A 21,229-nucleotide genomic window follows, 5' to 3' on the forward strand; every position below is an offset into this window, starting at 1 on the left:
GGCGACCGGCCGTGGTGGGCCGGCGGCGCGCGGGGCAGGATGGCCGCATCGACGCCACCCACGCCCTGCTCGCCGCCACCGCCCTGCACGCCGGGTTCCAGCTCACCGTCACCGCCGTGGCGTACCCCGCGCTCACCGCGACCGGCGCGCGGGAGTGGGCCGCGGTGCACGCCGCCCACTCCCGGCGGATCATCCCCGTCGTGGCGCTGGTGTACGGCGCGCTGCTCGTCGCGTGCGGGCGGGCGCTCGCGACGCTGCCGGCGACGCCCTGGCTGGTCACCGCCCTCGCCGGCGCGGCCCTGGCCGTCGGCGCGACCGCCCTGGCCGCCGCCCCCACCCACTCCCGCCTCGCCCGCCGCGGGCCGCGCCCGGAACTGCTGCGGCGCCTGGTGCGCGCCGACGCGGTGCGGACCGCGGGGGCGCTGCTGGCGCTGGCGGGCGCGCTGGGCGGGGTCCGCTGACTGCGCCTACGGTGCTGGGGTGAGGCACTGGGGCGGCAGCGGGGACTACGTCGAGGGCGAGCGCGTCTTCGCCCCGCCCGCGGGCAGCTTCGACCCCGACTGGGTCGCGGGGCTGGTCCTGGACCGGACGTCCACCCCCGTCCCGCGCACCGCGCTGGCCGGGGCCGCGCTGGCCGACTGGTCGCGGCGCGACGCCGGGGAGGACGAGCGGGTGCGGGCGCTGGAGGGGGACGGGCTCGACCCGGCCACCGCCCGCCACGTCGTGCGGGCCGTGGAGGACTTCGCCACCGCCTACGGCGTCGGCTGACCCGAGGGGCCCCGGTCGACCGCGGCGAACAGCAGGCTGTCCTCGCGCCGGCCCCGGACCAGCAGGTGGGAGCGCATCAGCCCCTCCTGCTGCATGCCGATCCTGCGGAGCACCCGCTGCGAGGCCACGTTGCCCGGCCGGCACGTCGCCTCCACCCGCTGCAACCCCAGGTCCTCGTGCGCGAAGCGCAGCACCGCCGCGGCCGCCTCGGTGGCGTAGCCCCGGCCCCAGTGCGCCCGGGCCAGGACGTACCCCATCGCCCCGCGCCGGTGCTCGGCGCTGGTCACGGTGACCGAGCACGCCCCCACCACCTCCCCGGCGGCGGTCACGGCCCAGGTCAGCGGGTCCGGGTGCTCGACCGCGGAGGCGGCGTGCACCTCCTCGACGAAGGCCCGGGACTGCGCCGGGGTGTTGGGTCCCCAGTCGGTGTAGCGGCAGACCTCCGGGTCCCCGGCGTAGGCGTGCACCGCCTCCACGTCGCCCGGGGTGAAAGCCCTCAGCAGCAGCCGCTCCGTCGTCAGTTCCCGCACCCGCCGAACCTAGGAGGACGGTGCGGCGGGCGCGCGGGCGGGTGCTCGCCCTACGGCGCCGGCCGGGCCCGGTCCAGCCCCCGCCACACCGGGAACACCGCCGGGGCGAGGGTGATGAGCAGGTAGGCGACCGCGCAGACGACGAGCAGGCCCGTCAGCGAACCGGACTCCAGCCACAACCCCGCCCCGAGGATCCCGACGGGCATGGCGGCCCAGGCGCCGGCGCCGACCACCCCGTCGACCCGGGCGCGGGCCTCGGCCGGGACCCGTTCCATCTGCACCGCACCGAGGATCGGGTTGATCGCCCCGGCCGCGAACCCGGTGAGCACCGCCCCCACCAGCAGCACCGGCAGGCCGGGGTCGAGGGCCAGCAGCGCGAAGCGCGGGCCGCCGACGACCACGAACGCCACGGTGAACACCGTCCGCCGCGACCAGCGCGTGCCCACGGCCCCGAAGGCGAGCGCCCCGGCGACGGCTCCCGCGCCGAAGGCGCCGACGAGCAGGCCGAGGTCGACGCCGCCGCCGAGGCGCTCGGTGGCGTGGACGGGCAGCACCACGCTGGAGTAGGCCGCGTCGAAGGCGTTGGTGACGGCCACCATCGCCACGACCGCCAGCAGCAGCCGGTCCCCGCGCACCACGGACAGCCCGAACCGCAGGTCGCGCAGGTACCCGCGCACCCCGCCCAGCGCGGCGGCCGCCGCCGGTGCCGCACCGCGCGCGAGGCGGGGCAGGGCGAGGGCGACCAGGGCGGCGGCGGCCACGAACGTCACGGCGTCCAGGGCCAGCACGACCGGTGCGCCCAGCAGGGAGACCAGGGCCCCGGCGGCGGGGGCGCCGAGGAGCCGGGCGGCGCGCTCGCCGGCGTCGAACCACCCGGTCGCCCGTTCCAGGGGGACGCCCGCGTCGGCGGCGAGGTCGGGCAGCAGCGCGTACCGGGCCGCCTGGCCGGGGGTGTCGAGCAGGCCGGTGGCGACGACGAGGACGATCAGCGCCCACAGCGGCAGGCCGACGGTGAGGTGCAGGGCGGGGACGGCGGCGATCGTGAGGGCCCCGACGGCGTCGGAGACGACGCTGGTGCGGCGGTAGCCGAACCGGTCGACGAGGACGCCGCCGAAGATCCCGCCGACGACCACCGGGGCCACCGCGGCGGCCCCGACGACGCCGGTCAGGGCGGTGGAGCCGGTGGTGGCGAGGACGAACAGGGGCAGGGCGACGGCGGTGGCGGCGTTGCCCGCCGAGCTGGTGGTGTGGGCGGCCAGGACGGTCCACAGCCGGGCGCGGGGGGTCACCGGCGCCTCACCGGCGGGGCCGGCGGAACGCCGACCCCAGCAGGACGACCTGTTCGGTGCCGGGGCGCTCGCGGCCGGACCGGGCCCGCCAGCGGTCGCCGAGCTCCTCCAGCTCGGCGCTGAGCTCGGTGAGCTCGGCGGCGGTCAGGTGCAGGAGCCAGTCGCTCTGGGTGGCGGCGGCGACCCACTCGGGGGGCAGGGCCGGTTCGGCGTCGAGGTACTCCTGCTGGGTGGCGGCCCAGCCGCGGGTGATCTCCCGGCGCAGGGCGGTGCCGGCGGCGGCGCGCTCGGGGTCGGTGCGGTCCTGCGCGGGCGCGACGGTGGTCGTCTCGTGCTCGGCGCGCCACCACCGTTCCCGCCCGTCGCGGGCCAGGGAGGGTTCCTCGGCGACCAGGCCGATGGCCACGAGGCGGTGCAGGTGGTAGCTGATCGAGCCGGGCGCCTCGTCGAGGGTGGCGGCGAGCCGGCCGACGGTGGAGGGCCCGCCGCTGCGCAGTTCGCCCAGGAGCGCGATGCGGGTGGGGTGGGCCAGGGCCCGCAGGGCGGCGGGGTCGGTCAGGTGCACGGACTCGGGGGGCACGCGCCGACCCTAACTCCACGAGAGATGACGTACAAGACTTCTTGTGGAGTTCGGGGGGGGCACCGTCCCCCGCGCCGGGGTGTCAGCCGAACGCGACGGACAGGCGTTCCCGCTCCTGCGCCGTCAGCGCCAGGACACCGCCGTGCTTGGTGTTCGCCGGGATCGAGAACCCCCCGGCCGGCACCGGCGTCCACACCCCGCTCAGCGGGTCGTCGCTGACCAGCGGCAGGTACCCCTGCGGCCGGACGGAGAACTGGTCGACGAACAGCACCCACCGGTCGCGGCGCACGTCGTGCACCACGACGGGAGCCTCGACGTCGGCGTACAGCTCGTCGGCGATCCGCTCGGCCACCACCGTGAAACCGTCGCCCGTGTCCACCTCCGCGAACAGCCGCAGGGAGCCCGGCGAGCGCGAGTCGTCCTTGGAGAACCGCAACCAGGCGTCCCCGCACCGGGCGACCGTGGTGTCGATGACGGCCCGGCCCCGGTCGATGAGGACCTCCGGCGCGCTCACCGCGCGGAAGTCCCGCGTCCGCGCGGTGAGGACCCGGCTGTAGCTGTCGTCGCGGTGGTCGGCCCGCTCGTGCAGCGCCGAGGACCACAGCAGGGTGAACTCCCCGGTGGCCGCGTCGAACGTCGCCTCCGGCGCCCAGGCCATCCCCGCCTGCGGCGGCGCCACCTCCAGCAGCCACGGTTCCGACCACCGGACGAGATCGGTCGAGCGCCACACCACGATGCTCCGGCTGCCGTGCCGCTTCCAGCCGTCCCAGCGCTCCGGCGTCGGCTCGCCGTCGCCGTAGATCCGCAGGTCGGTGGCGACGACGAAGAACTCCCCGTCGCCGCGCACGACGAAGGGGTCGCGGACGCCGGTCGTGCCCAGGGTCGGTTCCAGGACGGGACGTCCGCCGTTCAGCCGCCGCCACGACAGCGGGTCGTCACCGAGGCTGAGGGAGAAGAACACCTGCTCGCCGTGCCCGTCGGGGTCCTCCACGTGGTGGACGAACAGGTACCCGTCACCGGCGTCGCTGTGCACCCGCGACACCCTAGTGGCCGGTGCCGGTCCGCCCACCGGATCCGTCGGGGCGGGCGGGTTCAGGCCAGTGCGGCCTGCAGGCCCAGGTCGGCCAGCAGCCGGTCGGTGGGTTCCTTCGTGCCGGCGTTGACGGCTTCGACGGCCTCGCCGAGGCGGAACCGGTCGACGCTGAGGCGTTCCGGTCGCTGCCCGGCGGGGGCCTCCACGAGTTCCGCGATCGCGTCGGCGACCTCGCGCGGGTCCGGCGGCTGCGGGGCGGTGAAGGCCGAGCCGATGCCGCGCACGACCGCCTGCGCCATGTCGAGGGCGGCGCCGTAGTCGGGCAGGACCGCCGTGTCGGCCCCCTGCACCTGGGAGGCGGCGAGGTTGGTGGGGAACGCCCCCGGCTGAACGATGGACACGTCGATCCCCAGCGGGCGCAACTCGTACCGGTAGGCCTGGGCGAGGGCCTCGACGGCGAACTTGCTGGCGGAGTAGGCGCCCATGGCGGGCAGTGCGAGCCGTCCCGCGCCGCTGGAGAGGAAGACGAGCAGGCCGCCGCGCCGGGCGCGCAGGTGGGGCAGGACGGCGCGCACGACGCGCTGGGGCCCGACGACGTTGGTGTCGAGGAGGTCCTGGAGCTGGGCGCTGGTGACGCTCTCGCCGACGCCGGTGAGGGCGTAGGCGGCGTTGTTGACGACGGCGTCGAGGTGGCCGACCCGCTGCAGGGCGGCGCCGACGCCGTCGGCGACGGAGGTGTCGGAGCGCACGTCGAGGCCGACGACGACGACGCGTCCGGGCCCCGGGGCGGCGGTGAGCTCGGCCGCGGCGGCGCGGTCCCTGCCGTCCGGGTCGCGCAGGGTCGCGACGACGGTGTGGCCCCGGGCGGCCAGGGCGAAGGCGGTGGTGCGGCCCAGGCCGCTCGACGTTCCGGTCACCAGGACGGTGCGGGACATGTCCCCTCCTCGGGTTGTTGGGTATACGACTGTTTACCCGATGCCGGCGCTTCAGTCAACAGGTGTGTACCGAACCGGCCCCCTCCGTATGCTCGCCGCCATGAGTTCCAGCGACACCCCTCCCGGGCGGCGCGAGCGCGCCGCCGCGACCCGGGCGGCGATCCTGTCCGCGGCGCGCGAGGCGTTCTCCGCGCGCAGCTACGACGACGTCGGGCTGCGCGACGTCGCCGGCCGGGCCGGGGTGACGGCCGCCATGGTCAACCGGTACTTCGGCACCAAGGAGGCGCTGTTCCGCGAGGCCGTCGGGACCGAGGACCCCACCCCGCCGGAACTGGCCGGCACCGCCCGGGCGGAGTTCGGCCGCAGCCTCGCCGCGCTCCTGCTGAACGGCGGGCACGGCCCCCGGGGCGCCGGCCCGGGCGAACCCCCGCCCCACGACCCGCTGGTCCTGCTGCTGCGTTCGGCCGGTTCCCCCACCGCCCGCCCGACCCTGCGCGCCTACGTCGAGGACAACGTCCTGCCGGGCCTCACCGACTACTTCGGCGACGACGACGCGGCCCGCGAACGGGCCGTGCTCGTCCTGGCCCTGCTGCTGGGCACCGAGGTCCTGGGGCCGATGCTCGGCGTGGCGCCGCTCGAACCCGGCACCGCCGCGCCCGGCTCCCCGCTCGAACGGGTCCTGGCCGCCGTCCTGCAGGCGGCCGCGGACGCCTGAGCCGCGGCCCGCCAGGACACCCCGCCGAAACATCCGTCGTCCACACTCCGCTCAACGTCGACGATCGGAGCACACGTGTCCCACGAAGGAACTGCCGCGCCGGAGCTGCGCTCCGGCGCGGAGGGCGTCCAGAAGAGCCGCCTGGTCAAGACGCTGCGCCGCGGCGACATCGTCCTGTTCATCGTCGCCGCCGTCATCAGCGCGGACAGCATCGCCGTCCTCGCCGGCGGCGGACCGGAGGGGCTGGTCTGGTCGGCGTTCATCGGGGTGGCGTTCCTCGTCCCGTCGGCCCTCGTCTTCGCCGAAACCGCCTCGACGTACCCCGAGGAGGGCGGCCCCTACCAGTGGGTGCGCCGCGCGTTCGGCCGGACGTGGGCCTCCATCGCCGTGATCATGTACTGGATCACCAACCCGATCTGGCTCGGCGGGTCCCTGGCCTTCATCGCGGGGTCGGTCTGGTCGGAGTACGTGTTCCCGACCTCCGCCGCCGGTGACTTCGTCGTCAAGCTGGTGTTCGTGTGGGTCGCGATCCTGCTCGCGATCGTCAGCCTGAAGCACGGCAAGGTGCTCATCAACGCCGGCGCCCTCGCCAAGCTGTTCGTCCTGGTCAGCCTCACCGCGACCGCCCTGGTCCACGTGGCCCTCCACGGCACCGCCGGGGTCGACTGGTCCGCCGCGAGACCCACCGCGGCCGGTTTCCTGGCCATCGTCCCCGTCGCGCTGTTCGCCTTCGTCGGGTTCGAGGCCCCGAGCGCGGCCTCGGAGGAGATGCACGACCCGCAGCGGGACACCCCGGCGGCCATCGCCCGGGGCGCGGCCATCACCCTCGTCGCCTACCTGGCCCCGGTCCTGGCGATCGTCCTGGTCACCCCGGCCGACCGCACCGCTGACACCGGCGTCATGCAGGCCCTCGAGCAGAGCTACTCGGTGTTCGGGCCGGCGTCCGGGCCGCTGCTGACCATCACCGGCCTGGCGTTCGTGTACGCCCTGATGACCCAGGGCAGCGCGTGGATGATCGCGACCGACCGCATGCAGGCCGTCGCCGCCGGGGACGGCGCCTTCTTCACCCGCGCGCTCGGGGAGTTCTCCGCCCGCCTCGGCACGCCCGTCCGGATGAACGTCCTGTCCGGCCTCGTCGCGACGGTCTTCCTCGTCGCGGCGACGCTGCTGGTGGAGGGGACCGCGGCGGCCGTGTTCGGGGTGGTGCTCACCCAGGCCGTCTCGACGCTGCTCATCAGCTACGTCGTCATCCTCCCCGCGATGATCCGCCTGCGACTGGTGGACGACGTGCCGCGGCCCTACCGGGTCCCCGGCGGCCGCACCGGTTTCACCGTGCTCGCGAGCCTCATCTACGCGTTCGTGCTGCTCGGGTCGGTCGCCGCGATCGTCCCCGGCGTCCTGGAGGGCCTGCTGGGGATCGACTACGACTTCCTCGACGAGTGGGGCGTCAGCCGCACCAGCTTCGAGGTGTTCACCATCGGGACGCTCGTCGTGGTGATCGTCGCGGCCCTCGTCGGCCGCCTCGCCGGCGGCCGCGGCGCCGCCCGCGAGCGCCCGCTGCCCGAACCCGAGACGTCGTCCCTCTGACCGGTCCGCCGCGACCGGGGCACCCGGACGGGGTGTCCCGGTCGCGGCGGGGCGCTCAGGCGACCGGCCGCAGCACCCGCACCGCGATGGGCCGGGCCAGCAGCCCGTCCAGCGCGGCGGACAGCTCCGCGAAGGCGGGACCGGCGGCGTGCGCGTCGAGGGCGTCCTGGCCGGCCCACGACTCGACCATCACGAACGACCCGTCGGAGGGGTCGGCGTTGAGCTCGTAGCGCTCGCAGCCGGCGTCCTCGCGGCGGACGCGGTCGACGGCGGCGCGCAGCGCGCTCCCCACCTCGGCCTCGCGGCCGGGCAGGGGAGTGATGTCGGCGACGACGGTGGTGCTCACGGGGTGCTCCTCGGGGATCGGGTGAACTGCTCGACGACCTGGTCGGTGGTCAGGACGTCGTCGGTCAGGAAGCGGTGGTTGATGGCGGCGGCGGTGTTCCCGTCCCCGAACTCGGGGTGCTGCGGCGCGGCGACCGCGTCGGAGACCACCGCGCAGCGGAAGCCGTTCTCCAGCAGGTCGCGCAGGTGGGACTCCACGCAGAGGTTCGCCAGCATCCCGGCGAGGACGACCCGCGTGACGCCGCGCTTGCGCAGTTGCAGGACGAGGTCGTTGGTCTGCGGGCCGAAGACCTTGTGCGGGCTGGTGACGACGGTGCGCCCGTCCTCGATGAACGGCGCGAGCTCGGGCAGCCAGTCCGCGCCCGAGCCGGGGAAGCCGTCGAGCGTCAGGGCACCGGGGCGGGCGAACATGCCCGCCTCGTGCATGGTCCGCTCGATCGGTCCACCGAAGCGCCACCCCAGGTCGGTGGCGAAGTTGTAGTGCGGCGAGACGTGCACGCCGAACCCGTGCTCCCCGGCGGCGCTGAACAGCCGGTGCAGGTTCTCGACGGTGCGGTGGGCGGCCAGGGCCGGGCCCACGAGGGGCCAGACCGGGTTCCCCGCCCGCAGCACGTCGTTCTGCGGGTCGGTCACGACCAGGGCGGTGTCCGCGGCGGTGAGGTCCACGTCGATCTCCTCCTCAGCCCAGGAACCTGAGCACGTCGGCGCCGAACTCCTCGGCGTGCTGGAACAGGAACCCGTGCCCGGCGTCGCTGAACAGCACCGCCCGCGCGTTCGGCAGCCGGGTGGACATCGCGTAGGTGGCGTAGGCGTCGATCATGACGTCGTGCGCGCCGTTGGCGACGAGGACGGGGATCTGCAGGTCGGTCAGCCGCCGCCAGAAACCCTCCCCGAGAGCGGCGATCGCGGCGAGCTGGCCCTGCACGGCGGCGGGGGAGGCGGTCGCCCCGGAGGCGAGCAGCCGCCGGTCCAGCCGGCGCAGCGAGGCCAGCCCGGCGGACCGCCCGGCGGGGGTGCGCGGGAAGAACAGCTCCAGGAAGTCCTCGTCGGTGTTCGCGCCGCGCCCGGCGACCTGCCACACCCGCTCGTCGGTCGGCGGCTGCCCGGGGACGCCGCCGGAGGTGCTGCCCGCCACGACGAGGCGACGCACCCGCCCGGGGCGGGCGAACGCGGCGGCCTGCGCGACGATGCCGCCGAGGGACCAGCCGAGCAGGTCGGCCTGCTCGAACCCGAGGCCGTCGAGGACGTCGTGCACGCCGTCGGCCATCTCCGCCACGGTCCGCGCCGGTTCACCGGAGGTGAGGTTCAGGCCGCGGTTGTCGAAGACGACGACGTCGCGCCCGGCGCTGAGGACGTCGAGGAACGCGGGGTCCCAGTGGTCGATCGTGCCGCGGAACCGCAGGCACAGCACGAGCGGGGTCGCGCCGCGCGGGCCGGAACGGCGGTAGGCGTAGCGGTACCCGCCGACCTCGACGAACTCGGTGGGGACGTCGTCCCAGCGGTGCGCGGGGGTCGTGGTGGTCGTGGTGGTCACCGGGTCACGACGACCTTCCCGACGGTGCGGCCGGTCTCCACGAGGCGGTGCGCCTCCCGCAGCCCGGCGGCGCTGAAGTCCTCGATCGTGGTGGTCAGCGTGGTGCGGACCCGGCCGGCGTCGACGAGGTCGGCGGTCGCGGCGAGCAGCCGGCCCTGCTCGGCGAGGTCGGGGGTGGAGAACATCGAGCGGGTGAACATGAACTCCCAGTGCCAGGCGATGCTCTTCGCCTTCAGCGGCATCAGGTCCAGGCCGTGGGGGTCGTCGATCCCGACGACCTGGCCGAAGGGTTTCACGACCTCCGCGAACGTCTCGACGTTGCCCTGGGTGTTGGGCGTGAAGAGGTAGTCGACGCCGCCGGGTTCGACGGCGCGCACGGAGGCGGCGAGGTCGCGGTGGTCGATGACGTCGTGGGCGCCGAGGTCGCGGACCCACTGCACCGACTCGGGTTTCCCGGCGCTGCCCAGGACGCGCAGCCGGGTCCGCACCCGGGCGAGCTGGATCATGATGGAGCCCACGCCGCCGGCCCCGGCGAGCACGGCGAGGGTGCCCTCGGAGTCCTCGGTGAGCCGCAGCCGGTCGAACAGCGCCTCCCACGCGGTGATGGTGGTCAGCGGCAGGGCCGCGGCCTCCGCGAAGCTCAGCGAGGCGGGTTTGCGGGAGGCGATGCGCGCGTCGACGGCCTGCAGGGCGGTGTTCGAGCCGGGCCGGGTGAGGTCTCCGGCGTACCAGACCTCGTCGCCGGGGCTGAGACCCTCGACGGCGCCGCCGACGGCCCGGACGACCCCGGCGGCGTCCCAGCCGAGGACCTTCGGCTCGGCCTGCGGGCCGAGCCCGGCGCGGACCTTCACGTCGACGGGGTTGACCGACACGGCGCGCACCTCGACGAGCAGGTCGTGGGGCCGCAGCTGCGGGACGGGGACGTCGACGTCGACGAGGGACGCCGGGTCGCTGACGGGGCGTCCGTCGAGGGCGGCGACGGCGGGCACGGTGTTCACGGGTTTCCTCTTCCTTCCGGTGGGGGCTTCAGGCGAACCGTCCGCCACCGTCGACGTGCAGCGTCGTCGCGGTGAGGAACGGGTTGGTCAGGACGTGCAGGACGGCTCCGGCCAGGTCGTCGGGGGTGCCGGTGCGGCGGGCGGGGTTCGCGGCGGCGGTGCCCCGCAGGAACTCCTCCTTGCCCTCGCCCAGGCCGTCCCAGGAACCGGAGTCGACGACGCCGGGGGAGATCGCGTTGACGCGGACGGGGGCCAGTTCCACGGCCAGGGCCTGCGCGAGGAACGTCACAGCCCCGTTGGCGGTGGCCATCGCGACCCGCCCGGGCGCCGGGCGCCAGGCGACGAACCCGGAGAACAGCGTCAGGGAGGTGGTGATGTCCAGCGCCCCGGCGAGCAGGGTGGGCCCGAACACCTTGGCGTCGAAGGCCCGCACCAGCCCGGCGCGGTCCAGGTCGCGGACGGGCCCGTTGGCGGGGGCGGCGGCGAGGTTCACGACGTGGTCGACGCGGCCCAGCCGCGCGGCCAGGGCGCTGAGGGAGGCGTCGTCGGACAGGTCGAGGGCCTCGGGGCGGGCCCCGGTGGCCTCGGCGGCGGCCGCGGTGCGCCCGGGGTCGCGTCCGGCGAGGACGACGTCCGCACCGGCGGCGCGGGCGAGCCGGGCGGTCGCGCGGGCGATGCCGCCGGTCCCGACGACGAGGACGCTCTGCGCGGTGAGCTGACCGCCGGGTCGCCCGGCGGGGTCTGGGGAGGTGGTCACGATCGTCCCAACGTGGTCGAGGTGGGTGTGCGTCCCGGTCTGCCGTGAGGTTTCCCGGACGCGGCGTTGAGGACCCCTCACGGCAGCCGCGGCGCACCCCCGGCGAGGAGGTCGCGCACGAACTCCCCGGCGAGGGGGTCGGCGCCGCCGGCGGGCAGCAGCGCGACGACGTCGCGCCCCAGGGGCGGGGTGAACCGGACGACGCCCGTGCCGTCCCCGCCGAGGGCGCTGACGGGCACCACCGCGACCCCGGCGCCCGCGCGGGCCAGGTGCGCCGCGGTCGAGGCGCTGCGGGTGCGCACCACCACGTCGAAGGTGGTGCCGGCGTCGGCCGCGATCCCGGTCAGCCAGCGGTCCAGGCCGTTGCCGGGGGCGAGCCCGACGACGGGGTGGGCCGCGACGTCGGCCACAGTCGTCGTCCCGGGCGAGGTCGTCCCGGTCGAGGTCGCCCCGGCCAGGGGGTGGCCCGGGGGGACGACCGCGACGACCTCCTCGTGGCCGATGAGGTGCACCTCGCCGGTCCAGTCCCGGGGCCGGGGGATCACGCCGAGGTCGGCGCGGCCGGCGTCGAGGTGGGCGGTGAGGGCGTCGGCGCTGGCGAACTCGGCCAGTTCGACGACCACGTCCGGGTGCTCGTGCCGCCAGCGGGTCAGGACCGGGGCGACGAGCGGGGCGGTGAGGACCTCCCCGCAGGCCACGCGCACCCGCCCCGCCGCCCCGGCCGCCACCGCCCGGCCCACACGGGTCACCGCGGCGGCGGCCTCGACGGCCCGCCGGGCGTCGGCCTCGACGGCGCGCCCGGCCGCCGTCGCCCGCACCCCGCGCGGGAGCCGGTGCAGCAGCGGCGTCCTCAGCTCGCGTTCGAGGGTGGTGAGCTGGTGGGAGATCGCCGACGGCGTGGTGTGCAGCCGCCGGGCGGCCTCGGTGAGCGAGCCGTGGTCGAGGACGGCGGTGAAGAGCTCCAGGGCGCGCAGGGTGGGCACGGTTCAGACTGGCCCAGGCACGGGGGTGCGGGCCAGGTAGCGGCCGCGGGCCAGGGCGAGCGCGGTGCGGGCCACCAGCAGCGCGTACCCGAGGGTGAGGGCGGCGAGCACGAGCCCGGCCCACACCCCGGCCCCGGCCGGGTCCCCGATCCGCAGCCAGGTCAGGGCCGTGGTGGCCAGCGCGGCGTAGGAGAAGCTGAACGACCAGAACCCGGGCCCGAACGCGGCCCGCCGGAACAGCGGCAGCAGGCGCAACTGGACCAGGGCCATGAACACCCCGTACCCGGCGAGCAGCTGCACGACGACGTCGGCGCGCCCGCCGTTGAGGGCGAACCACGCGTTGGCGGCCACCACGGGGGGTGCCACCTCGATGGCGAGGGTGGGCAGCAGCGGCGGCGGCAGGGCGGGGCGGGTCATCAGCCGCACCAGCAGGATGGAGCCGAGCACGAGCCACGACACCGCGCCGTAGCCGAAGAGCACGACGGCCAGGTCGTGCCAGCCGACGCGGGCGGTGGCGTAGGCGGCGACCAGGCCCCCGGCGACGCTGGGCAGGAAGTACCCGGGGTGCCAGCGCTCCAGGTCGCCCGGGCGCAGGATCCACCCGCCGGTGAGCCAGGCCCCCAGCAGCACGGTCGCGACGGCGGCCACGGCGACGAGGAGTTCCCCGGCGCCGCGGGAGTACCGGGCCAGTTCGGCGCCCAGCAGCAGCACGGGGACCACGGCGAGCGCGGTGAACGGTCCGAGGGTGGGGTCGTCGACGTCGGCGCGCAGGCGGCGGTGGGCGACCGCGTCGGCGAGGTAGGCGACGAGGACGACGACGTGCACGGCGGCCGCGACCAGCCACAGCGCGCCGGCGGGCCAGCGCGGCAGGTCCAGGACGGTCCCGGCGGTCGTCCACGTCGCGGCGAGGCCGGTGAGCCCGAAGGGGGTCCCGAACAGGTTGGGGGTGAGGCGGACCCGGGTCGGCGGGCCGCCGGGGGCGGTGGTGGGGGAGGGGGCCCCCGGGGTCGTGGTGGGCACGGGAACTCCTGGTCGTCGCGTCAGTCGGTGGACAGGGCCCGGCGCAGGAACCCGACGGCCTGGTCGATCGCGCCCTGCGCCGCGTTCGTGGCGCGCAGCGGGTTCAGGCCGACGAAGTCGTGGACGATCCCCTGGTACCGCACGGCCGTCACCGGGACCCCGGCGCGGCGCAGCCGGTTCGCGTACGCCTCGCCCTCGTCGCGCAGGACGTCGGCCTGCCCGACGACCACCAGCGCCGGCGGCAGGCCGGTGAGCTGCTCCAGGCTCGCCCTGAGCGGGGACGCGTACGGTTCGGCGCGCTGGGCGGGGTCGGTCGTGTACTGGTCCCAGAACCACTGCATGCCCTCGCGCTGCAGGAAGTACCCCGTCGCGAACTCGTGGGAGCTGGGGGTGTCGAACTCCGCGTCGGTGACGGGGTAGAACATCACCTGCGCGCGCAGCGGGACCCCGCCGCGCTCCTTGGCCATGAGGGCCAGCACCGCGGTCATGTTCCCGCCGACGGAGTCCCCGGCGGCGGCGATGCGGGTGCTGTCCAGGTCGTGCTCGGCGCCGTGCTCGGCGACCCAGCGGGCGACGGTGAACACCTGCTCGATCGCGACCGGGTACTTCGCCTCCGGTGCCAGGGAGTAGTCGGGGAACACGACGGCCGCGCCGGTGCCGGCGGCGATCTCGCGGACGAGGCGGTCGTGGGTGTCCTTGCCGCCGTACACCCAGCCGAGGCCGTGGGTGTAGACGACGACGGGCAGCGGGCCGGTGGCACCGGCGGGGCGGGTGACGCGGACCGGCACCGACCCGGTGGGGCCGCCCTCGACGACGAGGTCCTCCTGGTCGGCGGGCAGCAGGCCCGGGTGGCCGGCCTGGAGGGTGGAGGCGATCTCGCGCCCCTGGGCGGGGGTGAGCTGGAACAGGAACGGCGGGGTGGAGTTCGCGTCGACGAACGCCTGGGCGGCGGGTTCGAGGACGATCTCGCGTTCGGGCACGGCGGTCTCCTGGGCGTCGGCGGGGACGACCGGCGCCGGGTGGCCCGGCGGGTCGTGCCCGACGCTAGGAGCGGTGGGGGGTGCCGCGCTTCGGTCGGATGACTGTGGTCGCGGCCGCCCGCTCAGTCCTCCAGCACCGTCCAGGGCATCAGCTGCGCCTCGCTGCCGCGGCGCCACTCCACCAGCAGGGCGGTCGCGTCGTCCTGCAGCACACCGCCCTGGTGCTCCAGCACGGCCCGGCGCATGCGCCGCAGCGTCTCCGGTGCCGTCTGCCCGGCCGCGGCCTCCTGCTCCAGGAAACCCGCCAGCCCGTCGATGCCCAGCAGGCCGCCCTCGGCGAGGCGGGCCTCGATGAGCCCGTCGGTGTACAGCAGCAGCGAGTCCCCGGTCTGCAGCTGCTCGTGGGCGACGGTCGGCGCCCCGCCGAAGTCCCACCCCAGGGGGAAGAACGGGGTCGCCTGCAGCGTCTTGACGACCCGCGCGCCGCGCAGCAGCAGCGGCGGCGGGTGTCCCGCGCTGAGCCAGGACAGCTGGCCCGTCGACAGGTCCAGCTCGGCCAGCACCGCCGTGACGTGCCGGTCGCCGCCGAACTGGCCGTGGACCGCCTCGTGGACCACCCGGTAGGTCTCCACGAGCGGCAGCGCCTCGATGCGGGCGTTGCGGTAGGCGGCGAGCGCGACGGCGGTCACGGTCGCGGCGCTCAGCCCGTGGCCCATGCCGTCGAGGACGGCCAGGTGCACGCGGTCGCGGTTGACGGCGTAGTCGAAGGCGTCGCCGCCGTTGTCGTAGGCCGGTTCCAGCATCCCCGTCACCACCAGCCCGTCGGTGGCGTACAGCAGCGGCGGCAGCATCGAGCGCATCAGTTCGCTGCCGGCGGTCATGGGCCGGGAGCGCTGCACGCGCTCGAAGGCGTCCCCGTACAGGCCCTTGGTGACGACCGTCTGCGCGACGAGGTGGGCGTAGCGCTCGCAGACCGCCGCGAGGTCCTCCTCGACGCGGCCGCCGGGCGCGGGCAGGGTCATCTCCACGACCCCGATGCGGTCGGTGCCGTCGAGCAGGGGGATCCACGCGCGGCGGCGCGGCCCACCCGTGCGGGGGTCGGGGGTGGCGTCGGCGAAGACCATGCCGCTGGTGACGAAGGCCCGCCCGGCCATCGACCCGTCGACGGGCTGCGGCGGGCGGTCGGGGGACAGGTCGCTGGGGATCGGCACCAGCGCGGTGAACTCGTGGTTGACCAGCGACACGACGACGTCGTCGGCGCCGAGGTGGGCCCGCGCCTCGTCGATCACGACGTCGGTCAGGTCCGAGGGCCGGGACAGGTGGGTGCGGCGCAGCAGGCCGGTGAACAACCGGGCCGCGGCGGCGTCGACGCTCTCGGGTTCCGGCACGCGGTCATCCTGGCACGCGCGCGGGCGACGTCAGCGCGTCGCGCACCACGGGGAACAGGTCCCCCCAGCACCGGACGATCTTCGCCCCGGCGAAGCGGTACACGACGAGTTCCTGGACGGCGATCGCGCGGCCGGTCGGGGCGATGCCGCTGAAGGTCCCGGTGTGGGTGCCGCGGCCGACCAGGCGCGCGCAGAGGGTGTCCCCCTGGACGACCTCCTCCTGCAGCTCCCAGCGGTAGTCGGGGAAGCCCCTGATCACCGCCGCGACGCCCTCGACGTAGGCGGCCAGCCCGTCGACGGGCCCGGACCCGCTGACGTCGTCGGCGACGAACTCGCCGAGGTCCCCGACGCGGTGCTCGTTGCAGCAGGCCAGGTACCGCTCGTAGACGGCGACGACGTCCTGGGGTTCGAGGTCCACCCGGTGATGCGACCACACGCGGTGGGCCCCCGCAGCCCGGCCGCCCGGGGTGGTGGGCTCAGGGTGGTGGGCTCAGCCGGTGGCGCGCTCGCTGTGCTCCAGCAGCAGCGCGGGCACGAACGGCTTGACGCGGGACTCCACCAGGACCGGGAGGTGGTCGGAGCCGGCCTGCTGGAGGGTGCGGACGCTCTCGATCTCCATGCCCTCGGAGATCGCGAAGTCGAAGTGCCCGCGGAAGCGCTTGCGGACGTAGGTGGGCAGGTCGCTGTGCGTGACCTCGAACCCCTGCGCGCCGAGGCGCCGGGCCAGGGAGCTGGCGAACCAGGGGTAGTTGAAGTCGCCGACGACGAGCGCGGAGCTGCCGTGCGCGGCGGCGCGGATCGCGCCGAGGGCCTCGGAGATCTGGTGGCGCCGCATCGCGTTCGTCGCCGACAGCGGGGCGGTGTGGATGGAGGCGAGGGTCAGCAGGGCGCCGTCGTCGTGGAGGTCCTCGAAGCGGACGGCGAGCAGCCGCTCGTGGGCGGGGGACAGGAAGCGGTCGTGCATGGAGCGGCGCAGCGGTCGCAGCTCGTGGCCGTGGGCGTGCAGCCGGTCGGGGCGGTAGTACAGGGCCAGGCCCAGCCGGTTGCGCTGGGTGGCGCCGGCCAGGACGAGCGGCCCCACGGTCTCGGGCAGGCGCAGCGTGTCGCACTCCTGCAGGCACAGGGCGTCGACGTCGTGCGCCCGGGCCAGGTCGGCCAGCTCGAGCGTCGCGCGCCCCTCGTGGAGGTTGTAGCTGATCGTCCGCAGTGCCGGGCGGGCAGGAGCACGTCGCGCAGGGGATCCCACGTCACGAACGTACCCCGCGGTCCCCGCGGGTGCTCGGCTTCCACCGATCGCCGCACCTGTTGTTGCAGGTTCAAGTCTCGGGATCTACCGTCGCTCCGAGCGCCACGTCGCCGGCCGTCGGGCCGGCGCGCCGCGGCGCCGTCGAGAGGGAGGACCGTCGTGCCGATCACCGACCCGGCCGCACCCGCCCGGCTGCCCCTGCAGGTCCCCCGAGAGGAACCGATCGTGACCCAGACCCCCGTCGCGACCGTCCGCACCGCCGTCGACGTCCCGCTGCGCTTCGCCGACGGCTACACCACGACCGCCCGCGTCCACACCTTCACCGGCCTCGCCGACGGCCGCGAGCACCTGGCCCTGGCCCTGGGCGACTGGCAGCGGGGGACCCCGCTGGTCCGCCCGCACAGCGAGTGCCTCACCGGCGACGTCTTCGGCTCCGAGCGCTGCGACTGCGGCCCGCAGCTGCGCGAGGCCGTCGAGCGCATCGCCACCGCCGGCGGGGTCCTGCTCTACCTGCGCCAGGAGGGCCGCGGCATCGGCCTGTACGCCAAGCTCGACGCGTACGCGCTGCAGGACCAGGGCCTGGACACCTACGAGGCGAACCTCGCCCTGGGCCGCGCCGAGGACGAGCGCGACTACACCGCCGCCGCCCAGATGCTCACCGCCCTCGGCGTGGACCGGATCGACCTGCTGAGCAACAACCCCGACAAGGCCGAGCAGCTCCAGGCCCACGGCGTGCGCGTCGCCCGCCGCGTCCCCACCGGCGTCCACCTCTCGGCCGCGAACGCGCGCTACCTGCGCGCCAAGCGCGACCACACCGCCCACACCCTCGACCTGGCCGGCTGAGCGACCACGTGCCGCACCAGCAGGAGTACGACGGGCAGCACATGGCCCGGGCCGTCGAGCTCGCCGCCCGGGGCGCGGGGACGACCTCCCCGAACCCCGTCGTGGGAGCCGTCGTCCTCGCCGCCGACGGCACCGTCGCCGGCGAGGGCTGGCACGAGCGCGCCGGCGGCCCGCACGCCGAGGTCGGCGCCCTGGCCGCGGCCGGCGAGCGCGCCCGCGGCGGCACCGCCTACGTCACCCTCGAACCCTGCAACCACCACGGCCGCACCGGCCCCTGCGCGCAGGCCCTGCTGCGCGCCGGGGTCGCCCGCGTCGTCTACGCCGTCGCCGACCCCGGCGCCGTCGAGGGCGGCGGGGCCGACACGCTGCGCGCCGCGGGCGTCGACGTCCTCGCCGGCGTCCTCGCCGAGGAGGCCGAGCGCGTCAACGAGGCGTGGCTGACCTCCGCCCGCCGGCACCGCCCGCACGTCCTGTGGAAGGTCGCCGCCACCCTCGACGGGCGCGCCGCCGCCGCCGACGGCACCAGCCGCTGGATCTCCTCGGCCACCTCCCGCGAGCAGGTCCACGACCTGCGCCGCCGCGTCGACGCGATCGTCGCCGGGTCCGGCACCGTGCTGGCCGACGACCCCCACCTCACCGCCCGCGACCGCGACGGCGCGCTGTCCCCGCGCCAGCCGCTGCGCGTCGTCCTGGACCGGCGCGGCCGCGTCCCGGCCGGGGCCCGCGTCCTCGACGACGCCGCCCCCACCCACGTCTCGCGCGCCGCGACCCCCGCCGCCCTGCTGGCCGAGCTGCGCGAGCGCGGCGTCGTGTCCGTCCTGCTGGAGGGCGGGCCCACCCTGGCCGGGGCGTTCCTGGCCGCCGGGCTCGTCGACCGCGTCGTCGCCTACGTCGCCCCGGTGCTGCTCGGCGCCGGGCCCGCCGCCCTGTCCGGCACCGGCATCACCACGATCGCCGACGCGGTCCGCCTCGACGTCGACGAGGTGTCCCTCGTCGGCGGCGACGTCCGGGTCAGCGGACGGCCCCGCCGCTGACCCGCCGCGCCGCGTCCCGCAGCGCCGCCCGGAACGCCCGCACCGCGGGCCGCCCGCCCGCCCCGCGCCGCACCCCCGTGAACAGCCGGCGGGTGGGGTGCTCGGGCAGGTCCAGGACCCGCAGCGACCGGCGGCGGCCCGCCAGCACCAGGTCCGGCAGCAGCGCCACCGCGTGCCCCGTCTCCACCAGGTGCACGTGCAGCAGCGCGTCCGGCGTCCGGATCCGCACGTCCGGTTCCGAGCCCGCCTGCCGGCACCGCGCCAGCGCCCAGTCCCCGGAGTCCGTCCCCGCCGGTTCCAGCACCCACGACGCCCCGGCCAGCTCCTCGATCCGCGACACCCCCGACCACGGCCCCGACAGCGGCACCGCCAGCCGGAACTCGTCCAGCGCCAGGTCCTCCTCGTCGACGTCCGGCGAGCGCGGGTGCGACCGGTTCGGGTACTCCTCACCCAGCACCAGGTCGACGTCGCGCGCGGCCAGCGCCGAGAACGCCGGCGCCGCCTCCCGGTGGTCGATCACCACCCGCAGCCCGGGGTGGCGCGCGGCCAGCAGCGTCAGCGCGTCCGGCACCAGCGCGAACAGCACCGTCTGGAAGCTCGCGACCCGCAGCACCCCGACGGCCTCGCCCGCCAGCGCCGCCAGGTCGGCCTCGGCCCGTTCCAGCTGGGCCAGCACCACGTCCGCGTGCGCCACCAGCACCCGCGCCGCCGGGGTCAGCACCACCCCGCGGCCCCGCTTCTCCAGCAGCGGCACCCCGGCCTCGGCCTCCAGCTGCGACAGCTGCTGCGAGACCGCCGACGGGCTGTAGCTGAGGGCCGCCGCGACGGCCGCGAGGGTGCCGCGGCGCTCCAGCTCCCGCAGCAGGCGCAACCGGTGGACGTCGAGCACGGCAACCCCTCCCATCAGGAGAGCTGAACGGTACCGGCGGGAAACGTCCGCTGGACGGGCCGATCGCGGTGGGCAGACTGGGAGCGTGGGTCCCGTCCTCCTCGTCCTCGGTTCGTGCGCCTCCCTGCAGGTCGGCGCGGCGCTCGCCGTCCAGCTCTTCGCCCTCGGGGGCAGCACGGGGACGACGTTCCTGCGGCTGGCGCTGGCCGCGCTGGTGCTGCTCGTCGTCGTCCGGCCCCGCCTGCGCGGGTGGACGGGCGCGCAGTGGCGCGCCGCGCTGGCCCTGGGCGTGAGCCTGGGCGCGATGAACGGCTGCTTCTACGCCGCGCTGTCCCGCATCGACCTCGGGACGGCGGTGACCATCGAGTTCCTCGGGCCGCTGGCGCTGTCGGCGGCGCTGAGCCGCCGGGGCCGGGACCTGCTGTGGGTCGCCCTCGCGCTCGGCGGGGTCGTGCTGCTGGGGGTGGCGGGGGAGCACCACGGCGGGTCGCTGGACCCGCTGGGGGTGGTGTTCGCGCTGCTGGCCGGGGCCTGCTGGGCCGCCTACATCCTCGCCAGCGCGCGCGTGGGCCGCCTCGTGCCCGGGCACGGCGGCCTGGTCGTCGCCACCGCGGTCGGCGCGCTGGCGCTGCTGCCGCTGGGCGCCGCCGGGGCGGTGCGGGCGGTGCAGGCCACGCACGGGGTGTGGCTGGCGCTGGGGACGGCCGTGCTGGCCTCGGTCATCCCGTACTCCCTGGAGCTCGCGGCGCTGCGCCGGCTGCCGCAGCGGACCTTCGGGGTCCTGCTCAGCCTCGAACCGGTCATCGCCTCCCTGGCGGGGTGGGCGCTGCTGGGGCAGGCGATGACACCGCTGGGCGGGGCCGGGGTGGTGCTCGTGGTCCTGGCCAGCGCCGGCGCGACGGCCGCGGCGGCCCGGTCGCGCGGTGCGGGGTCGGGTGACGCGGGGTCGCCGCACGAGCCCGAACGGGTGAACCTGACGACCCCGGCGGGGTAGCGGACGGCCCGCCGGTGGCGGCCGGTGAGGGTCCTGCACCCGTCCGGGCTACAGGAACGGCCCCGGACGGCCGAGGCAGAGGGGGAGCACCACCGCCCCCCATCGCCTCGAACGTCCGGAGGACTCCGTGGACACCACCGCCCGCACCCCCCGCACCGCCCGCCGCCACCGCCTGCTGGGCGCCGCCGCCGCCGTGGCCGGTGCCGCCGTCGCCGCGGTGGCCGGGGCCGGTGCGGCGCAGGCGGACGGCCCGGCCCTGACCGGCGACGGCGGCCAGGCGTGGCGCTCCTACGAGCTCGTCAACGCCGCCCGCGCGCAGGCCGGCCTGCCCGCGCTGGGCCTGACCGACGAGGCGAACCGCGTCGCGACCGACTGGGCGTTCCGGATGGCCGGCGACGCCCAGCTCAAGCACAACCCCGACCTGTCGCGCCAGCTCCAGGGCTGGTCCCTGGTCGCCGAGAACGTCGGCGTGGGCGCCGACGCCGACCAGCTCCAGGGTGCGTTCATGGCCTCCCCGGGGCACCGCGCGAACATCCTGCGCCCGGAGGTCAGCGTCGTGGGCCTCGGCGCGGTCCGCTCCCAGGACGGCCGCGTGTGGGTCGTGCAGGTCTTCGAGCAGCCGAACGGCCCGGTCGCCGGCTTCCACCCCGCCCCGGCCCCCGCCCCGGTGGCCCAGCCCGCCGCCCTGCCGGTCGCCGCGCAGCCGCTGCCGGCGCCGGGGTTCGCCGCCGCCCCCACGATCGAGCGGGACCTGCGCGACCTGTCCTGACCCCTCCCGTCT

At 76.2% G+C, this 21,229-nt stretch carries 25 protein-coding genes; 8 read left to right on the forward strand and 17 right to left on the reverse strand.

Annotation, left to right across the window (positions count from 1 at the left end):
* The first annotated feature begins 11 nt into the window (after nt 1-11).
* The gene (locus tag ACRYM6_RS09570; protein WP_432542637.1) at nt 12-461 is read left to right on the forward strand and encodes a hypothetical protein; all 450 of its coding nucleotides are present in this window, start codon (nt 12-14) and stop codon (nt 459-461) included.
* 19 nt (nt 462-480) lie between these two features.
* Nucleotides 481-768: a hypothetical protein gene (locus tag ACRYM6_RS09575; protein ID WP_432542638.1), complete on the forward strand. Its 288-nt coding sequence runs from the start codon at nt 481-483 to the stop codon at nt 766-768.
* On the opposite strand, the gene ACRYM6_RS09580 is transcribed toward ACRYM6_RS09575, so the two are convergent.
* The 5 genes from ACRYM6_RS09580 to ACRYM6_RS09600 form a co-directional block, all read right to left on the reverse strand.
* Nucleotides 753-1,298, reverse strand: coding sequence for a GNAT family N-acetyltransferase (locus tag ACRYM6_RS09580; protein ID WP_432542639.1), 546 nt, complete (start codon nt 1,296-1,298; stop codon nt 753-755). The two genes, ACRYM6_RS09575 and ACRYM6_RS09580, sit on opposite strands and share 16 nt — an antisense overlap.
* Before the next feature lie 50 nt (nt 1,299-1,348).
* A complete protein-coding gene (locus tag ACRYM6_RS09585) occupies nt 1,349-2,587 on the reverse strand; it encodes an MFS transporter (protein ID WP_432542640.1) in 1,239 nt (412 codons plus the stop codon).
* Between the two features lie 7 nt (nt 2,588-2,594).
* Nucleotides 2,595-3,167: an ArsR/SmtB family transcription factor gene (locus ACRYM6_RS09590; RefSeq protein ID WP_432542641.1), complete on the reverse strand. Its 573-nt coding sequence runs from the start codon at nt 3,165-3,167 to the stop codon at nt 2,595-2,597.
* Nucleotides 3,168-3,249: 82 nt separating this feature from the next.
* The gene (locus ACRYM6_RS09595) at nt 3,250-4,200 is read right to left on the reverse strand and encodes a glycoside hydrolase family 43 protein (RefSeq protein WP_432542643.1); all 951 of its coding nucleotides are present in this window, start codon (nt 4,198-4,200) and stop codon (nt 3,250-3,252) included.
* Between the two features lie 59 nt (nt 4,201-4,259).
* Nucleotides 4,260-5,135 (reverse strand): SDR family oxidoreductase, encoded by an 876-nt coding sequence (locus tag ACRYM6_RS09600; protein ID WP_432542644.1) that lies wholly within the window; start codon nt 5,133-5,135, stop codon nt 4,260-4,262.
* 100 nt (nt 5,136-5,235) lie between these two features.
* On the opposite strand from ACRYM6_RS09600, the gene ACRYM6_RS09605 reads away from it, so the two are divergent.
* Nucleotides 5,236-5,850: a helix-turn-helix domain-containing protein gene (locus tag ACRYM6_RS09605; RefSeq protein WP_432542646.1), complete on the forward strand. Its 615-nt coding sequence runs from the start codon at nt 5,236-5,238 to the stop codon at nt 5,848-5,850.
* A gap of 75 nt (nt 5,851-5,925) precedes the next feature.
* Nucleotides 5,926-7,437, forward strand: coding sequence for an APC family permease (locus ACRYM6_RS09610; protein WP_432542647.1), 1,512 nt, complete (start codon nt 5,926-5,928; stop codon nt 7,435-7,437).
* Nucleotides 7,438-7,492: 55 nt separating this feature from the next.
* On the opposite strand, the gene ACRYM6_RS09615 is transcribed toward ACRYM6_RS09610, so the two are convergent.
* The 11 genes from ACRYM6_RS09615 to ACRYM6_RS09665 form a co-directional block, all read right to left on the reverse strand.
* Nucleotides 7,493-7,783, reverse strand: a complete 291-nt coding sequence (locus ACRYM6_RS09615) for a putative quinol monooxygenase (protein ID WP_432542648.1) — start codon at nt 7,781-7,783, stop codon at nt 7,493-7,495.
* A complete protein-coding gene (locus tag ACRYM6_RS09620; RefSeq protein ID WP_432542649.1) occupies nt 7,780-8,448 on the reverse strand; it encodes a cysteine hydrolase family protein in 669 nt (222 codons plus the stop codon). Before ACRYM6_RS09620 ends, ACRYM6_RS09615 begins: the two co-directional genes overlap by 4 nt.
* Nucleotides 8,449-8,461: 13 nt before the next feature.
* Nucleotides 8,462-9,316, reverse strand: a complete 855-nt coding sequence (locus ACRYM6_RS09625) for an alpha/beta fold hydrolase (RefSeq protein WP_432542650.1) — start codon at nt 9,314-9,316, stop codon at nt 8,462-8,464.
* A complete protein-coding gene (locus tag ACRYM6_RS09630) occupies nt 9,313-10,314 on the reverse strand; it encodes a zinc-binding alcohol dehydrogenase family protein (RefSeq protein ID WP_432542651.1) in 1,002 nt (333 codons plus the stop codon). The genes ACRYM6_RS09625 and ACRYM6_RS09630 overlap by 4 nt, the downstream gene beginning before the upstream one ends.
* Nucleotides 10,315-10,342: 28 nt before the next feature.
* The gene (locus ACRYM6_RS09635; RefSeq protein ID WP_432542652.1) at nt 10,343-11,071 is read right to left on the reverse strand and encodes an SDR family oxidoreductase; all 729 of its coding nucleotides are present in this window, start codon (nt 11,069-11,071) and stop codon (nt 10,343-10,345) included.
* Nucleotides 11,072-11,148: 77 nt separating this feature from the next.
* Nucleotides 11,149-12,054 (reverse strand): LysR family transcriptional regulator, encoded by a 906-nt coding sequence (locus ACRYM6_RS09640; protein ID WP_432542653.1) that lies wholly within the window; start codon nt 12,052-12,054, stop codon nt 11,149-11,151.
* A 3-nt stretch (nt 12,055-12,057) separates the two neighbouring features.
* Nucleotides 12,058-13,074, reverse strand: coding sequence for an SLAC1 family transporter (locus tag ACRYM6_RS09645; RefSeq protein WP_432542655.1), 1,017 nt, complete (start codon nt 13,072-13,074; stop codon nt 12,058-12,060).
* A 20-nt stretch (nt 13,075-13,094) separates the two neighbouring features.
* Entirely contained in the window at nt 13,095-14,054 is a 960-nt protein-coding gene (locus tag ACRYM6_RS09650; RefSeq protein WP_432542656.1) for an alpha/beta hydrolase, read from the reverse strand.
* A 122-nt stretch (nt 14,055-14,176) separates the two neighbouring features.
* The gene (locus tag ACRYM6_RS09655) at nt 14,177-15,442 is read right to left on the reverse strand and encodes a PP2C family protein-serine/threonine phosphatase (RefSeq protein WP_432542657.1); all 1,266 of its coding nucleotides are present in this window, start codon (nt 15,440-15,442) and stop codon (nt 14,177-14,179) included.
* A 4-nt stretch (nt 15,443-15,446) separates the two neighbouring features.
* A complete protein-coding gene (locus tag ACRYM6_RS09660) occupies nt 15,447-15,860 on the reverse strand; it encodes an ester cyclase (protein WP_432542658.1) in 414 nt (137 codons plus the stop codon).
* A 72-nt stretch (nt 15,861-15,932) separates the two neighbouring features.
* A complete protein-coding gene (locus ACRYM6_RS09665) occupies nt 15,933-16,688 on the reverse strand; it encodes an endonuclease/exonuclease/phosphatase family protein (protein WP_432542659.1) in 756 nt (251 codons plus the stop codon).
* Nucleotides 16,689-16,913: 225 nt separating this feature from the next.
* Here ACRYM6_RS09665 and ACRYM6_RS09670 point away from each other — a divergent pair, with 225 nt between their 5' ends.
* On the forward strand, nt 16,914-17,531 hold the full coding sequence (locus ACRYM6_RS09670; RefSeq protein ID WP_432542660.1) for a GTP cyclohydrolase II: 618 nt from the start codon (nt 16,914-16,916) through the stop codon (nt 17,529-17,531).
* A gap of 41 nt (nt 17,532-17,572) precedes the next feature.
* On the forward strand, nt 17,573-18,565 hold the full coding sequence (ribD, locus tag ACRYM6_RS09675) for a bifunctional diaminohydroxyphosphoribosylaminopyrimidine deaminase/5-amino-6-(5-phosphoribosylamino)uracil reductase RibD (RefSeq protein WP_432542676.1): 993 nt from the start codon (nt 17,573-17,575) through the stop codon (nt 18,563-18,565).
* On the opposite strand, the gene ACRYM6_RS09680 is transcribed toward ribD, so the two are convergent.
* Entirely contained in the window at nt 18,543-19,454 is a 912-nt protein-coding gene (locus tag ACRYM6_RS09680) for a LysR family transcriptional regulator (protein ID WP_432542677.1), read from the reverse strand. The genes ribD and ACRYM6_RS09680 overlap by 23 nt on opposite strands.
* A gap of 85 nt (nt 19,455-19,539) precedes the next feature.
* On the opposite strand from ACRYM6_RS09680, the gene ACRYM6_RS09685 reads away from it, so the two are divergent.
* Together ACRYM6_RS09685 and ACRYM6_RS09690 are read left to right on the forward strand one after the other, a co-directional pair.
* Nucleotides 19,540-20,448 carry an EamA family transporter gene (locus ACRYM6_RS09685; protein WP_432542661.1) on the forward strand — a complete coding sequence of 303 codons (909 nt, stop codon included), beginning with the start codon at nt 19,540-19,542 and terminating at the stop codon, nt 20,446-20,448.
* Between the two features lie 127 nt (nt 20,449-20,575).
* Nucleotides 20,576-21,217: a CAP domain-containing protein gene (locus tag ACRYM6_RS09690; RefSeq protein ID WP_432542662.1), complete on the forward strand. Its 642-nt coding sequence runs from the start codon at nt 20,576-20,578 to the stop codon at nt 21,215-21,217.
* Nucleotides 21,218-21,229 lie beyond the last annotated feature (12 nt).

The sequence above is a fragment of the Kineococcus rugosus genome (assembly GCF_050871975.1).
GTDB lineage: Bacteria > Actinomycetota > Actinomycetes > Actinomycetales > Kineococcaceae > Kineococcus.

Coding starts and splice junctions, on each gene's coding strand:
- ACRYM6_RS09600 (WP_432542644.1), bottom strand. CDS start 5,135: ATGTCCCGCACCGTCCTGGTGACCGGAACGTCGAGCGGCCTGGGCCGC.
- ACRYM6_RS09605 (WP_432542646.1), top strand. CDS start 5,236: ATGAGTTCCAGCGACACCCCTCCCGGGCGGCGCGAGCGCGCCGCCGCG.
- ribD (WP_432542676.1), top strand. CDS start 17,573: ATGGCCCGGGCCGTCGAGCTCGCCGCCCGGGGCGCGGGGACGACCTCC.